This is a genomic window from Methanospirillum sp., assembly GCF_035406105.1.
Taxonomy (GTDB): Archaea; Halobacteriota; Methanomicrobia; order Methanomicrobiales; family Methanospirillaceae; genus Methanospirillum.
In genome coordinates, this window is the sequence record NZ_DAONKG010000004.1 from 12,913 (window position 1) to 27,343 (window position 14,431).

At 45.4% G+C, this 14,431-nt stretch carries 13 protein-coding genes and 1 tRNA gene; 8 read left to right on the top strand and 6 right to left on the bottom strand.

Annotated features, from left to right (window positions below; translation table 11 throughout):
* Positions 1-7 precede the first annotated feature (7 nt).
* The gene (gene cca / locus PLA23_RS00385) at positions 8-1,390 is read right to left on the bottom strand and encodes a CCA tRNA nucleotidyltransferase (RefSeq protein WP_324330287.1); all 1,383 of its coding nucleotides are present in this window, start codon (positions 1,388-1,390) and stop codon (positions 8-10) included.
* On the bottom strand, positions 1,387-1,938 hold the full coding sequence (gene thpR, locus PLA23_RS00390; protein WP_324330285.1) for an RNA 2',3'-cyclic phosphodiesterase: 552 nt from the start codon (positions 1,936-1,938) through the stop codon (positions 1,387-1,389). Before thpR ends, cca begins: the two co-directional genes overlap by 4 nt.
* Positions 1,939-2,149: 211 nt before the next feature.
* On the opposite strand from thpR, the gene PLA23_RS00395 reads away from it, so the two are divergent.
* The 7 genes from PLA23_RS00395 (at position 2,150) to PLA23_RS00425 (ending at position 8,965) form a co-directional block, all read left to right on the top strand.
* Positions 2,150-2,311 (top strand): hypothetical protein, encoded by a 162-nt coding sequence (locus PLA23_RS00395; protein WP_324473540.1) that lies wholly within the window; start codon positions 2,150-2,152, stop codon positions 2,309-2,311.
* Between the two features lie 59 nt (positions 2,312-2,370).
* Complete coding sequence (gene nrdD, locus PLA23_RS00400; protein WP_324473554.1) at positions 2,371-4,521, top strand: anaerobic ribonucleoside-triphosphate reductase; 2,151 nt, start codon at positions 2,371-2,373, stop codon at positions 4,519-4,521.
* Positions 4,522-4,596: 75 nt separating this feature from the next.
* On the top strand, positions 4,597-4,785 hold the full coding sequence (locus PLA23_RS00405; protein ID WP_324473542.1) for a serine hydrolase: 189 nt from the start codon (positions 4,597-4,599) through the stop codon (positions 4,783-4,785).
* A complete protein-coding gene (locus PLA23_RS00410; RefSeq protein ID WP_324473544.1) occupies positions 4,766-5,464 on the top strand; it encodes a hypothetical protein in 699 nt (232 codons plus the stop codon). Before PLA23_RS00405 ends, PLA23_RS00410 begins: the two co-directional genes overlap by 20 nt.
* 102 nt (positions 5,465-5,566) lie before the next feature.
* Positions 5,567-6,196 carry a class I SAM-dependent methyltransferase gene (locus PLA23_RS00415; protein ID WP_324473546.1) on the top strand — a complete coding sequence of 210 codons (630 nt, stop codon included), beginning with the start codon at positions 5,567-5,569 and terminating at the stop codon, positions 6,194-6,196.
* Between the two features lie 1,345 nt (positions 6,197-7,541).
* Positions 7,542-8,303, top strand: a complete 762-nt coding sequence (locus tag PLA23_RS00420) for a polyphosphate polymerase domain-containing protein (RefSeq protein ID WP_324328318.1) — start codon at positions 7,542-7,544, stop codon at positions 8,301-8,303.
* Entirely contained in the window at positions 8,297-8,965 is a 669-nt protein-coding gene (locus PLA23_RS00425; protein ID WP_324473548.1) for a DUF4956 domain-containing protein, read from the top strand. Before PLA23_RS00420 ends, PLA23_RS00425 begins: the two co-directional genes overlap by 7 nt.
* 64 nt (positions 8,966-9,029) lie before the next feature.
* On the opposite strand, the gene PLA23_RS00430 is transcribed toward PLA23_RS00425, so the two are convergent.
* From PLA23_RS00430 to PLA23_RS00440, 3 genes are all read right to left on the bottom strand, one after another.
* On the bottom strand, positions 9,030-9,944 hold the full coding sequence (locus tag PLA23_RS00430; RefSeq protein ID WP_324328322.1) for an ion transporter: 915 nt from the start codon (positions 9,942-9,944) through the stop codon (positions 9,030-9,032).
* A gap of 92 nt (positions 9,945-10,036) precedes the next feature.
* Positions 10,037-11,731 carry a CotH kinase family protein gene (locus PLA23_RS00435; protein ID WP_324473549.1) on the bottom strand — a complete coding sequence of 565 codons (1,695 nt, stop codon included), beginning with the start codon at positions 11,729-11,731 and terminating at the stop codon, positions 10,037-10,039.
* A gap of 1,004 nt (positions 11,732-12,735) precedes the next feature.
* Positions 12,736-12,809: transfer RNA gene (locus tag PLA23_RS00440), tRNA-Phe, on the bottom strand.
* A gap of 129 nt (positions 12,810-12,938) precedes the next feature.
* Between PLA23_RS00440 and PLA23_RS00445 the strand changes: the two genes are divergently transcribed.
* Complete coding sequence (locus PLA23_RS00445; RefSeq protein ID WP_324473551.1) at positions 12,939-13,916, top strand: DHH family phosphoesterase; 978 nt, start codon at positions 12,939-12,941, stop codon at positions 13,914-13,916.
* Here the strand turns inward: PLA23_RS00445 and PLA23_RS00450 are convergent.
* Positions 13,903-14,431, bottom strand: a 529-nt coding sequence (locus tag PLA23_RS00450) for a hypothetical protein (RefSeq protein ID WP_324473552.1), incomplete at its 5' end; no start/stop codon positions are given. The two genes, PLA23_RS00445 and PLA23_RS00450, sit on opposite strands and share 14 nt — an antisense overlap.

Below are 14,431 nucleotides of genomic sequence, written 5' to 3' on the forward strand. Positions count from 1 at the left end.
CAGGGCCTTATGAGGTTCTTGCCTCCGCACGCCGTATCCTCACCAGCGGGCTGCTTTTCTGCAGAAATTCACTAATAAAGGGCTCAAACCCCGGCTGCCAGCATTCAATTCCTGAATGAACCGTATACCCCTCCTTCATGGAGTGCTTGACATGCTTTCCAAGGGCGGTTGCAAATACCTCAGGTGAGGAGAGGAGATCTTGGGCATGACGGTAGCGCCGGGGAAGTTCCACCCCGTACCGTCCCTCGCGGATGTAGGGACCTGCGAATATGATATCCGAATGAATGTATTTCTCAATAAATTTTGCTGCATTCACATGAGCCGTGACGGGCGGGCCGGCATGGTACCTGATTGCAGGCAGGGAGTCGACCAGGAGTTCAAAGAGCATCATACTCCGGTCTTCATGCATCCAGGTATCTCCCCGTGCAACCACAAACTCATGCCGCTTTAAGAGGTCAACCAGTGTGTGCAGACTTTTTCGAAGCTGCGGAACGACGATATCCTCAATGTATGGAGGGGTCTTGAGGGTGATTGCCAGAAATGCCGATTCACGGCCCAATAAGCGAGCATGTACCTCTTCCTCGGTCAGGATACAGATTGGTGGCCGGTAAAAGAACCACTTTGATGGTGATTTCAGATAGCCCTGACAGAGCTCGATAAACTCAAGGAGTTTGGTATCTGATACCGATGCTGATACATTCCGGCAGGGATCAACCGGGTCGATGACGACCAGGGGTTCATCAAACCATTTGGCAGCATGCTGCTCGATATCGATAAACATACCTGGTTTCCACTGTGCCGCAGCCTTCAGGAGGGCATGAAATCCGCCATAATGGAGGACGAGGAGTTCACACAGATATCCCGCAAACCCCTCGGTCATCTGGTCAGACCCATATACGCCTCCCGCCTTGACAAACTGCTTAAAGAGGAGCACATCGTCAGTATACCCGCTGATCCGAGCAGAGATGTACCGGTTGTGAAATGGTGTCCGATCCACTGCGCTCTGAATGCCGGTTGCCTCCTCTACCCGGTAACAAGGGACAAGGTCAACATCAAGACCATCAATGGTTGCATTCAGATAGGGATGCTCGGCATACTTCTCCCTGATTGTATCCGTGTACTGCTGTGCGATGCGCCATGCAAGGGCAAGCCCTTCACGCTCAAGATCCTCGCGGGGAAGAGAGGGATCAAAGAGCATAAAGATATCAAGATCACGGTCCCCATGCACACAGGTCTTTCGTGCAACAGACCCGACCATCATACCATCCGCCCTGCCGGATGCACGGATATCCGCAATCAGCCGGTCTGCAAGTGAGTACATCCGGTCAAGCTCCTCCCTCGTCGGACGTATCTCTTCCAAGACTGACTGTTCAAGTGGTGAGAATGTCATACACCCTCACGAAGGGGAACTTTCAGAAGATCAGTATATATTGGTCCGTCAGGGGTCAGCTCACTCTTTTTTAATATAAACTCCCTGACCGGTATGGTCCCGGAACATGATGATGCAACATCTGCAAGTGCTTCGAAGAGTGACGGATGAAACTGCCTGACTCGTGCAATGGTAATATGAGGCCTGAACTTCCGCTTTTCCGGCTCAAACCCGAGCGAGGCAAGTGATGAGTCTATGGATTCGGCAAGGAAACGACACTGTCCCGAATCGCTTACCTCTGCCCAGACCACCCGGGGGGCACGCTGACTGTTTGTCCCAATAAGCCCGACTTCCATGGAAAAGGGTGAACCTTCGATGGTTTGCAATACATCAGTGATTTGTGAGAGTCCTGACCCGCTCACTTCTCCTATGAACTTTAACGTGATATGCATCGACTCCTGATCCACCAGTGTCAGGCGTGCCCGGCATGACCGGAGGCGGTCCTGGATATCACTGAACTGCTCACGGATCTCATCAGGAAGGTCGATTGCAACGAATAAACGGACCATTCTGCCTTATTATCTCTCCTCTTATATGATAAGGGATTTTGGATCGCACAATTTATAAATTGGCCAGAAGATTACAAGTGAAAATATATCATCAACCCACAAATGATTAGTGATCTGTATGGGGGCGGTCTTTATCGTATATACACTTGAGTTTTGTCCACGATGCGAAATTCTCAAGGATTTTCTTACATCTCACCAGATACCTTTCACCGTGGCTGACATGTCATCTGCCAGGGCACTTACCGAACTCCGCGTGAACGGAGTATTTGTCCAGGAAGCCCCGGTCCTTCAGGTCGGGAAGACATTCCTGACATCAAAGGATCTCTTTATCGGCGACACCATAAATGAACAGAAGATACTGCAGCTCTGCTAGGTGATGGAGTGGCAGGGATAACACGGCAGACAACATTGGACGGCATCGCGATCCCGTCAATGCCACCGGTCAGGACCAGTGACGGGCATATTCTTGAATGGGACCGGGATCGGATTGTCAGGCAGATAGTAAAAGAGACCAGACTGGTCGAGACTTTTTACGGGTTTGAAGGGGCAGACGAGGAGACTGCCCAGGAGATAGCACGGGAGGTTGAGGAACGGATCAGAAAACTCAACCTACGTACACTTTCAGGCCCGCTGATCCGTGAGATTATGAATATTATCCTCATTGAACGTGGAAGGATCCAGTGGAGGAATGTCTGCACCAGAGTGGGAACGCCGGTCTACGACGCCCACCAGATCGACGTCGGCAGGGGATTTGAGGCAAAGGATAATGCTAATCTGCAGGAGAATGCTGAAACATCCCATAAAAAGAAGGCAGACAAGATCAGCAAGGAACAATATCTCCTCCAGCTCCCTCCTCACCTTGCAGACCGGCACCTGTGCGGGGATATTCATATTCATGATCTTGAGTACTTCGGGACACGGCCGTTCTGTCAGGACTGGGATCTCCGATACTTCTTTTACTATGGGCTGATGCCAGATGGGAACGGAACAAAGGCATCTGTTGCCGGGCCAGCCAAACGGGCCGAGGTAGCGGTACTGCATGCGGTAAAGGCACTCGGAAGTGCCCAGACTAACTTTGCCGGTGGTCAGGGATATTATAACTTCCTCACATTCCTGGCACCCTACTTTACTGGGATGGATTATACAGAGATGAAACAGCTGATGCAGATGTTTGTCTACGAGATGACACAGATGATGGTGGCTCGTGGTGGCCAGCTCGTCTTCTCATCAGTACAGCTCTCACCCGGCGTTCCGAAATTATGGAAGGATAAACCCTGTGTCTACAAAGGAAGGGTCTGGAATGGAACCGATGCCCCGTTGCAAACCTATGGGGAATGTGAACGTGAAGTTAGGCTCCTTTTTAAGGCTCTTATGGAGGTTATGCTTGAGGGGGACTACTGGGGCAAACCGTTTAACTTTCCAAAGCCGGAGATCAGCATCGAGCCTGATTTCATGCACGAGGATGAGGAATACAACCGGGCTCACCCGGATCTTCCGACGTATGAGGACCTGTATCTCCTGACATTTGAACTTGCATCAAAATTTGGAACACCCTACTATGACAACCAGCTGCCTGCGTACCGGGGGGCCGGGGAGGGAATATCCTGCTATCAGTGTTGTGCCTACCAGTTCTCAACCATGGCGGATCAGGATGCTGATTTTGAAGCAAAACTTTATTTTAAAGATGGTATGCACTTTTCCATGGGGTCATGGGGCGTTGTATCCCTCAACTGTCCCCGGGCATCTTACAAAGCACATGGGGATGAGGAACGGTTGTTTGCCGAACTTCGTTCCATGATGGACACTGCTGTGGAGGTCTTTAAAATAAAACTCCGGTGGATGGACCATATCAAAAAGAGTAACCGGATGCCATTTGCCATGCAGCGTCCCCGTGATCCAAAGACCGGTCAGCGGGGTGCGATGGCAGTTGATTTTGACGGGCTTGTCTATACCATCGGAATCGTCGGCCTGAATGAACTGGTCCAGCATTTCACCGGGTACCAGCTTCATGAATCGGATGAGGCTTTCCGGCTCGGAGTTCTTGCAATGACCGAGATGGAACTTTACAGCCAGGAACTTACCAAAAAACACGGCATGACGATCGCTCTTGCACGGACTCCTGCCGAAACAACCGGTCAGCGGTTTGCTGTGGCCGATCTTCTCAGAAAGGAGTTTCATGAGGACGCAAAGCGGGTCATCAAAGGGAATCTTGAGGTCGCCTTATCCCGGCTTGGTGAAACACGTGACCTTCCCGTTTATTATACCAATGGAACCCATGTCGCCCCGGGAGCAGACATCACCCTTGCACGCCGTGCAGAGATAGAGCATGTCTTCTTCCCGATCGTTGACGGCGGCAATATCTTTCATATCTGGCTTGGTGAGGAACGGCCTGATCCCCGCGGGCTCATGGACATGGCGATGAAACTCTGCCGGAGTACTCAGATCGGATACTTTGCCTTCACCCGCGACCTGACCGTATGCCTTCACCAGTTCTCTGAGTGGGATGGCAAACGGGCAGACACGCCGGTCAGGGAACCTATGAGGGGGACACAATCAGATATCCAGTCACCAATTCACGTATAAATATCTCTTTTCTATTGCCGGGATGGAGAACTGCTCGGGAGACTCGGGTATTCCAATGTTGAGATTTTGTACCGGATGCGGTTCCTTGAGTCAGATGCAGGGTTCAGGGAACGATACCTCTACTCCAATACCGGGTATTTCATAGCAGGTGAAGTTGCGGCAAAGGCATATGGGAAGAGCTGGGAGTGCCTTATCGATGAACGACGGATAGTGCCACTTGGAATGAGACGTTCAGGAGCCAGATATGAAACCTGTCCTAGATAATAATCATAGTACCGGCCATGCCAGTATTGCTGATGGAACATTGGAGATAATTCCTTTCGAAGAAGCATCACTTCCTGCCGCCGGCCCATCCGGTCCCCTTCATGATTCAAACGGGGCGGTTGGTCCTGGCTGTGACTCATATCACTTCCTTGATGAACGGGTGATTGAGAAGAACGGGGCACTTGATGGTGTCCGCTCAATTGTTGTTCTTATTCCGGGGAAGAAGAGTGGGATTGTGGTTATCGCAAACAAGCAGCTGACGGCATTTCCTGAAGCGGTACGGGATGAGTTTCTTGAACGGTACATCGGCAGGAGCGGGAATGATCTGCAGGCACTTGAAGTACGCAACCAGAAAGGATGGAACTCTTTGATTAAAAATCCGGAGAGACTCGGAAACCCAGGGCCTATGACGATCAGCCCTGGGGCAATCGAAGGAATATATACGAGTGATCGGTATGGTACCATTCAGATAGGCCAGGGTCCGGATACAGAACATATGACAATGGGACTAGGGCCAAACCGATACCAGGGGAACCTGGTCCACTGGACAGATAACACCTGGTACCTCTCATTCCCAAATCCGGATGATCTGGTGGGATATCTGACGTTTATTGCAGATGAATCAGGAACAGTGACTGGTATTGAATCCAATGAGTTCGGACCGTTCACTCGTGCCTGAATCAGGATTTCTCATATTCTTTTTTCAGTTCCGATTGAAAAATGAATAGCCTCCTGACCTGAAGATGTATTTATTGCTTTCTGATGCTTAGTAGTTCAGATAATGGAAATTTTCATAATCATTGGTATTCTCATTCTGGTGATCATCATCCTTTCCGGTGGATGGCGGTATGCATCAGAGCGACGATTACTTCCCTGTCCGGTGTGGATGAAATGGATGCTGGATCCACCGTTTGCATGGATGAACGGACGGACACGAAGGACGGTTGAATTTCTTGATGTCACTCCGGGCATGCAGGTTCTTGATGCAGGGTGTGGTCCGGGAAGAGTTGCACTTCCGGTTGCGAAGATCGTCGGAACGGCCGGGGATGTTACCGTAATGGATATTCAGGAAGGGATGCTTGCGGAGGTAAGAAAACGGGCAAAGAAAGAGGGGTTATTAAATATCAGATATCTGCAGGGTGGCATCGGAGAAGGAAAACTCGGGAAAGATCAGTACGACCGGATCGTGATGGTTACTGTTCTTGGTGAGATTCCGGACCGTGAAAGAGCGATGCAGGAGATATATGGAGCATTGAAATCCGATGGAATGCTTCTCATTGAAGAAACGATCCGGGATCCGCATTTCCAGAGAGTACAAACAGTCCGGGACCTGGCCGGTAAGATCGGGTTTGTTGAGAAGGGATGGCACGGGAGCAGGTTTAATTATTGTATTTTGCTTATGAAAGAGTGAAAAAAACCTCCTGATTTTAAAGGAGAATTGGGTAGAACAGAGGAAATAGATTCCATGTAAGGAGTAATGTGATGAGTTATTTGAGGATATTCATCAGGATTCAATGCATTGACCTTTGGCAATATCCGTTCAGTCTCTTTTTTTACCATATCTATCCTTTTAATTCAATTTTTACTCCGTATTACCCAGGCAGTATCATGAGAACACAGAAACCTCATGAGGAAAAAATAAATTGTTTTCGTGTACTAGAGTCATTGATTGAAATGAGATGTTTCTGATTCAGCCCCGAAATTGTCGTGTTTTGCTTTTTGTTTATACAACACCCCAATAACAGCAATCCCAGTCAGACACGATCCGAAATATTCAACCAGACGAGGGTGAAGGGGGTTTATCTGGCATTATGTCGATCTACCTCAAAAAAGTTCCTCTTTAAAGTCTCCCATTTAAATGAGTGTTTTGGGTTTCTTCAACGCCCTCATAGAGGGGGATCATGATGGTACCTTCGTATTTATAAGGCACTTCGTGGTGATGTTATAGGGGTTTGATATTAACATAAGAAAATCGCCTTTATTTTGAAAATAAGTTCAAAATTACAAGATAGGTTTTTAGAGATTATTCAACTTTAGAATATGCCCTTATTTCAGAAAATAAAGATGATTAAGGGGAATTTAGATGTCTCCTTGCGACCACTGACAGCGATCCTGTTTCTCACGTGAAACAATTACTTGTATCAGGAGAGGGAGATGAGTATTAAATCCCAGAATTGTGAATCCATTACTCTTCTTTCTATGACCATCTTCAGAGAATCGTTCCTTCTCCATTTGTGGAGAAAGGATCTGTTTACCTGATTATATCACTCGGTAGAATCCCGCCTTAATCTGGTCACCAAAGGATGAATTATCTCCATTTCTTTCAGGCATAAGAGGAGGGCATTTTTTCACGGTTCAGATCTTTTAATGAAATCTTTTCCGGTTGAGATCGGAAAATGCGGAGTGAACAGTCCCTGACCTCATACTTGGACTGGGAGGTGTAAAGGGTGGCTCAGAGGATTCGATGAAGCAGGGAACAAGAATCCTCATTTAATGAATTTCTTACAACTTTATCAAATATCCAACTCTTTAGTTCTGTAATATTTTTCAATTCCTCCTGATAATCACTTACCATCTCACAAGTGCCATCTCATCAATGAAGGATCCCCATACAAACCCATGATAACCTACGGATTCTATGAACAATTCAATTCCCATGGAAAGGACAGATACTAATGATAAAAAATATTCAATCCCATACCCTTGAACCAATATTCGAAACTAAGACATCAACTCAAGATCAGATTCATCCAACCTTGGATACCATTCTCTCAAGGTTCAGGCCGGTAGATATTTCTAATATTTCTCATGCAATCCTACAAAACCGGAAAGAATCAAAATACCTGCTCACCACACATCAGGCTCTCGATCTCCTCGAGTACCTTCAGGAAAAGTACTACATCGTTGAAGTGGATGGAAAACAGGTTCAGACCTATTCAACAACATACTATGACTCTCCGGAATTCCAGTTATACCTCGCTCATCATAACGGGCGAAAACCACGGTACAAAGTAAGAACCCGGTCCTATATCGGTTCTGAACTCACGTTCCTCGAGGTAAAGGAGAAGAAGAATACTGGTCTGACGATTAAACACCGTCTGCAGACCGAAGGGCTGGTCACCAGACTGGAATCAGATATCCGTGAATTTCTCTCTTCATGTTTCCCCTTTGACTACTCACAATATAAACCGGTGTTGATAAACGAATACAGAAGAATTACACTTGTATCTGCAGTTCATCCAGAACGGATCACTCTTGATATCGATCTATCATTTCGTTCTGGTTCAACGGATATTCTGCTCCCAAGCATTGTCATCGCTGAAATAAAGAGAAGTTCTGATCATACCAGGTCTCCTGCCCTTGAATATCTGAATATGATGAGATTACGACCACGGGGATTTTCTAAATACTGCATTGGAATATCCCTGTTGTATGGCGATTTTGTGAAACATAACAACTTCCGGATGGTTCTGCGGATTCTGAATAAACTTACCAATGGAGGACCGGTATTATGGTAACCGATACCTATGGTTCATTCCTTGCCGGAATTCTCATCAATCTTCTTGCAGCGGTAATCATCGCACGATGGATCTATTACCCGAGAAAACGAGCCAAGGATTACATATTTACATTCCTGGCATTCTCAACTGTCATATACCTGGTGATGGGACTTTTTACATCGGTAGAACTCTCAATCGGAGTTGGGTTTGGTCTCTTTGCTTTGTTTTCTGTTCTCAGGTACCGGACCGATACTGTTCCCATCCGGGAGATGACCTACCTCTTTGTCATGGTTGCTCTGCCTATCATGAACTCAATCCTCTATAATGGCGGGGATATTATGAAATTATGCCTCTCTGACTCTGTGATCATTGCTGTGCTCTTTATTCTTGAACAGAAATGGGGGTTCAGATATGAACAGAAGAAACTGATTAAGTATGAGAAGATTGATCTTGTCAGAGCCGATGAACATGACCGGTTAATTGAAGATTTAAGAGAAAGAACCGGACTTGTAATTACACAGGTGGATATTCTTGAGATAGATTTTATCCGGGATTCAGCGGATATTGTAATTACCTATGAAGAGGGACCTCCGGTCATCCCGAAAAAGAGTCAGGGTTCAGACACCAGACCGGTCGAAGAATCCCGTCATCTTCATCTCTCTCCTGGAAAAACTGAATAAACCTCTGATAAGGTCTGTTGAAATTGCCTTTTTCATCGATGTTCGTGAGAGATCCGGGGATGATTTACCGGCGATTCATCTCCTTTTCATGTTGCAGAAGTATTCTCTTCTTTAATTCCAGGAACTCCTCTTCTGAAATAACTCCGTCGGTTTTTAACTCATGTATTTTTCTCAGCTCATCGGCTACCGAAGGAATTCTTTTGTATTCCTCATGTTCACTCCGAATCCTCATCTCATCAAGAAATCCTGATGCAATAATACCGGTTGGAAGCGCAATAATTCCAATTCCAAGTAGTAACATCACGATAGTAAACATTTTCCCGATATGAGTGACCGGGTACACATCTCCATATCCGACCGTTGTCATAGTGACGACCGCCCACCACAGGGCATTATCAAAATCTTCAAAATTTTCTGGTTGAGCTTCAGATTCAACGGTGTACATGACAAAGGTGGAGGAGATAAGAAAGGTGAAGAGAATGAGGATGATCGAGAAGATATAATCCTTTTTTTTAACGAGGACGGAGAAGATGACATCGACTGTACTGTAATAACGTAGGAGTTTGAATATCCTGAAAATTCTGCATAATCTACAGAACTGAACGACCCTTGGATGAAATGGGAAAAGGAGTGCAACGTAAAAGGGAAGAATTGCGATTAGGTCGATAATCATGTAGATAGTACATGCATATTTGAGCCTTCCTTTCACCGGATCACGATAATCCGTGTAACAGGTACATGTCCATATTCTCAATATATATTCAATGGTAAAGACCAGGACTGTTATAATTTCAATGAAAGTAGCGATTTCGCGAAATTGTTCATAGATAGATCGGTATGATTCCAGGAAGATAAGGGCTACATTAACCAAAATAAGAGTTATTATGAGGAAATCAAAAAACCGGTCAGGTTTGGATTCATGATGGATATCATCGATTATATCGAAGATCTTCCGCTTGAGTGAAGGTTCTGAATCCAATATTATCAGAATAAATGTCTTTTTTGAGAAGAAAATGATGTCGATGATTTTCTTCTCCAAAAGAGTGAGGAGGAGCAAAAGAGAAAGGGATTTTATGTATTTGATTGAGATTTTACATACTCCATTGCCTTTTCATATTGGGATCTGATGTGTGCCCTCAAATCTTCAAAAGCAGCATCAAAATCTGATTCATTCGTAAGATAGGAATATCCTTCTCGTTCACCATCCGATCCGATTACTGATGATGCAATGGTATCATGGTAGTGATCACAGATCATTTCCAGCTTTTCTGGATGAAAACTGGATTCAGCCACTCTTTTTAGAATTTGAACATATTGTGCATGATACTCAGGATCATCCATAAGGTACCTGATAAGCGGCCATCTGTCGGTCACATTCTCCATTGAAAAGGATACACTGCCACCCATTCCCATACCTGGGCCGAATTGCCCATCCATTCCAGGCATGGTTATGTTCATCCCTCCCGGTGGCATGAAACCAGACTGGTTCGGATTATTCATTCCATCCGGCCCCCACCCTTGTCCAGATACCTGCATTTCGGGCATAGACATGTTCATCCCTTCAGGCGGTGCAAACCCGAAACCCGGTGTTTTATTCATCCCGAGAGGGCCATCACCTCCAAAGGTTTTCCCCATACCATCCATGAATGCATAATTATTGTCCCAGGGGATCCAGCTGAATGTCCCGGTATCCGGATTATTGTACAGGTAATAATTCCGTGCATTTCCCCCATACGTATCCCAGTTCTTGATAAGCGTGTTGGTTGCCAGCCAGATAAGAAACTCAGAGACATCAAGGATTGACTCGAGTTCTGATCGCCACAATTCAGGATTTTCAGTTCGTGTCTCTGAATGCAGGGTGCGATAAAGTTGTTCGATGTCAGAGTAATCCTCTTCATCTTCATTGGTTTTCTTCTCAAAGTGAGAGAGATTGAGTTTTCCGGATGCAAAGGTTGCACCTTCTCCCTCCGGTTTATAGAGATTTCCGGTTCCGTTTGAGAACTGGGTTTTAATTACGGTATCATCAATGCTTTCAACGAGGGTATAGAGGCCGAAATATTCAAATCCATCTCCTTTGTCTATGAATACCTTGTAAAAAGCGGTCTCAGGGGCGATCACCCCTGCATCATGAAAGATTTCAGGTGCCAGTTTCTCCCGTATGACAGAAGCATCTGACATTCCGGATTGCAGGTTCAGTTCTTTAAACCCGAAAAATTTCTGATTTTTTGTATCCGGGAACTCATCCTCGTAGTGATCCATATCCACTTTCAGGGATATCTTCCCGATTCCCTCGCTCCATGCAGTCATCAGGGAATTTACTCCTTTATACCTGATTCCCACATGATTCCAGGTTTCGTTCTGAAATGAGATAGTTGCAGGGACATATACCGGATCTTCCTGATTTAGAAAAACAGGACCGTTTTCATAAGGTGGTTTTGCCAGATTCATTCCTGCGGGTCTATTAAAATCAGGCATGTTTTCACCCGGAGCACCCATTCTTCCGGGTCCGGGCATACTCCCGCCCCCAAACTCCCCATACTTGGTCTTCATGTCTTCCTGCATTTCGGTCCAGGATTCAGGGCTGATGGTGATATATATCTCACGAATTTCATCATCCGGAAAGACCGTATCATAGTCGGGATTCGAATCTGAAGCAAGGAGATATGAACTCTCATTTCTATCAGCACTGCTTGACTGAATGAAAAAGATGCATGTTGAAACCAGAATAAGTGCAAAAATCTTTGTTAAAAAGCAAATTCGTGTCATAATAGCCTTATGAAATTGTGTTTATTCCATCCTGGACCCTCCGGAGTTACCTGGTCGTCCTTTGTGATGATTTATCTGACAGCCTTGGCTGACTGATGACAGATACCTTGCATGGAGCGGAATATAAAAAAAGCAGATTCAGATGGTTGAAAGATACAACGGATCAGTATGACATTACCTGAATCGGTTTCGTATCCAGATGAATAGGGGCGAAATACAGCCATGTGTCAAGAAAAATTATCGATTCTTCGTGAAATCCCAAAATCCGGACTTCAAAAAAACTAAGGCAACTGTATAAAAAAGTCGGTACGATGAAAAGTTGGCGACAATACAGTGAGATAAAAATATTATGAGTATATCTGTAGAAATCCCCGGATCTCTTTTACAAAAGATTGAGAAATTAAAGAATAAGCCAGATGAAGGTCCAATTGAAGTAATAAACCGTTTCGTATATTATTATAATGAGATGATGAATTATCCCCAGGAGAAGAAGCAGGAAAAAGTGGCCTGGAAGAGTACGAAAAGGGTGTAACCATTTCTCACAAGGAATGTGGTAAGAAATCGGGTTTCATGTAATGTATGATCTTCAATATACCAACCATGCTGAAAGAGAGATTCAAAAATTAGATTCATTAACTAAAACGCGGATATACGAAATATTACCAACAATTTGTGAAAACCATATCAGCATATCATCCCATAGACCAAACCGAAAGGATCTGACCCATGATATAAATAGGCAATTGGGACATATCAGATTATTATGGCTATCCGGGATGATACATTAGTTATTTTTCTAATCAGTGCCGGACAATAGAAAATCAGTATACGATAAAATATGATTTGAAGCACTCGTACAGCTGAGCGATACATTATAAAAAATCACGATGGTATGAACCATTCTAACTATCAATAGCGATTAATACTATAAAAAATTGAAAATAAAAATGATGTTGTTAAAAAAATTCATACCTTATTGATAAGGTACTATACTTTGATTTCTATGCCTCAGCCCGGATTTGAACCGGGGACAACCAGATCTTCAGTCTGGCGCTCTCCCAGTCTGAGCTACTGAGGCGCGACTATACAGATTACACTCATGCCTAATTAATACTTGTTATTTGAATCTCAATCCCATGTACGTATACGGAGACCTGTAAGACCTATACCACGTCCCTTAAGGTATCTGAACACCGACATTATCCCGATGTTTTTCAGGAGACGGAGTGCAAAACCAAATATCACAAAAATACAGGCCGATATCGCTCTCCGGACAGCAAAAGTAGTTCATCTCACCCATAATGATTTTGACGCAGTTGGCGCTGATGCAGTCCACCGGATCAGATTCAGGAACGAAGGAGTGTACACAGTATTCAGTTCGGTCGGAAAATTCCCGATGTATCTGGATATCATCTCCCAGATTGCAGGCAAAGGGGACACGCTCTCTATTAGTGACCTGTCGTATAGGAAAGGAATTGAGCAGCATCTTAAAAAATTAAAACAAAAAGGCTGGAGAGTTGAATGGCGTGATCATCACCGGTGGCATGAGGATGAGATTGGTATCGTGAGAAGCATCGTTGACCTCCTCCACATCGATACTGGCCGGTGTGCATGCGGCATCTGTGCCAGTGATCTGACACCGGATGATGTAATCACCCAGGAGATAGCACTCGTCGTCTGCGATTATGACCTCTGGAAGCACCAGGATCCACGCTCCGGAGTTCTCGGTCTTGTCCTCCAGCGTCATGAAAACCGGGAACATGTCCGTGATATGCTCATGCTGGGTGTCTTTGATGACAAGAAGATAAGAAGTGAATATGAGGACATCATGCGTGAGATGAATCGTGTCATGGAACGGACAAAGCGTGCAGCAAGTATTCTCGGAACAAAATATCGCACCGTTGTCACCCCGATGTTCGGGTATCCAAGTGAAACCGCTGCATATCTAAGAAAAGAACTTGGATCAGATATTGAGATCCTCGTCTCACGGTCAGGAAAGTTCTCTATCAGATCTGTCCCCCCTATCTCCCACAAAATTGCCAGGGAGTTTGGGGGCGGAGGTCATCCCAATGCGGCGGGGGGATTTTTCAACTTTACTCTCAAAGATAAGATTCTCCTGTACTTCCTGAAAAAGAACCGGTGGTTTGAGGAGATTGCACGGTATTCTGACACTATACAAAAATAATCGCTGACTCCTTTACTTTTTTCCAGTACTCTTCTTCAGGGCCGACACCATACCCTGCTACCTTCAGATGATCCGTATCCACATACGGTAGCACATCCATGAGGGCCGGTTCAGATGCATCAGAGAGGATGAGGGTTCTGACCTGGAACCGGTCCATCAGATCATCAACAAACGGTATTGTTTCTGATTGAATGATAAGATCTGACGTATGCTCTAAAAGCTCCTCAAGACTGACAAGGGTTGGATTGTGCAAAAATAGCAGGTTCTTATTCCCTGACACAAGTTCAAGTTCAACCGGAGTCGGATCATAAAGATGGATGATATGACCGAATACCCGGATGTCCCGGAGTGCCCTGAGAATCTGGCGAAATCCATGAAACATCTCGGCAAACGCATCCTCATCATCCGGTGAGGGACAAGAGGGTAATACAACAGGACTCTCATGGACCGACCGTACTCTCTCCCCTTTTCTGGTCAGAAGAGAATAATCAGCAACCATGATATCCGGATACACA

Bases quoted from the DNA above. Each gene is read 5' to 3' on its own strand.
- PLA23_RS00405 (WP_324473542.1), top strand. From the start codon at position 4,597: ATGCGGTTCCTTGAGTCAGATGCAGGGTTCAGGGAACGATACCTCTAC.
- nrdD (WP_324473554.1), top strand. From the start codon at position 2,371: ATGCCACCGGTCAGGACCAGTGACGGGCATATTCTTGAATGGGACCGG.
- PLA23_RS00435 (WP_324473549.1), bottom strand. From the start codon at position 11,731: ATGACACGAATTTGCTTTTTAACAAAGATTTTTGCACTTATTCTGGTT.
- PLA23_RS00425 (WP_324473548.1), top strand. From the start codon at position 8,297: ATGGTAACCGATACCTATGGTTCATTCCTTGCCGGAATTCTCATCAAT.
- PLA23_RS00410 (WP_324473544.1), top strand. From the start codon at position 4,766: ATGAAACCTGTCCTAGATAATAATCATAGTACCGGCCATGCCAGTATT.
- PLA23_RS00415 (WP_324473546.1), top strand. From the start codon at position 5,567: ATGGAAATTTTCATAATCATTGGTATTCTCATTCTGGTGATCATCATC.
- thpR (WP_324330285.1), bottom strand. From the start codon at position 1,938: ATGGTCCGTTTATTCGTTGCAATCGACCTTCCTGATGAGATCCGTGAG.
- PLA23_RS00445 (WP_324473551.1), top strand. From the start codon at position 12,939: ATGTTTTTCAGGAGACGGAGTGCAAAACCAAATATCACAAAAATACAG.
- cca (WP_324330287.1), bottom strand. From the start codon at position 1,390: ATGACATTCTCACCACTTGAACAGTCAGTCTTGGAAGAGATACGTCCG.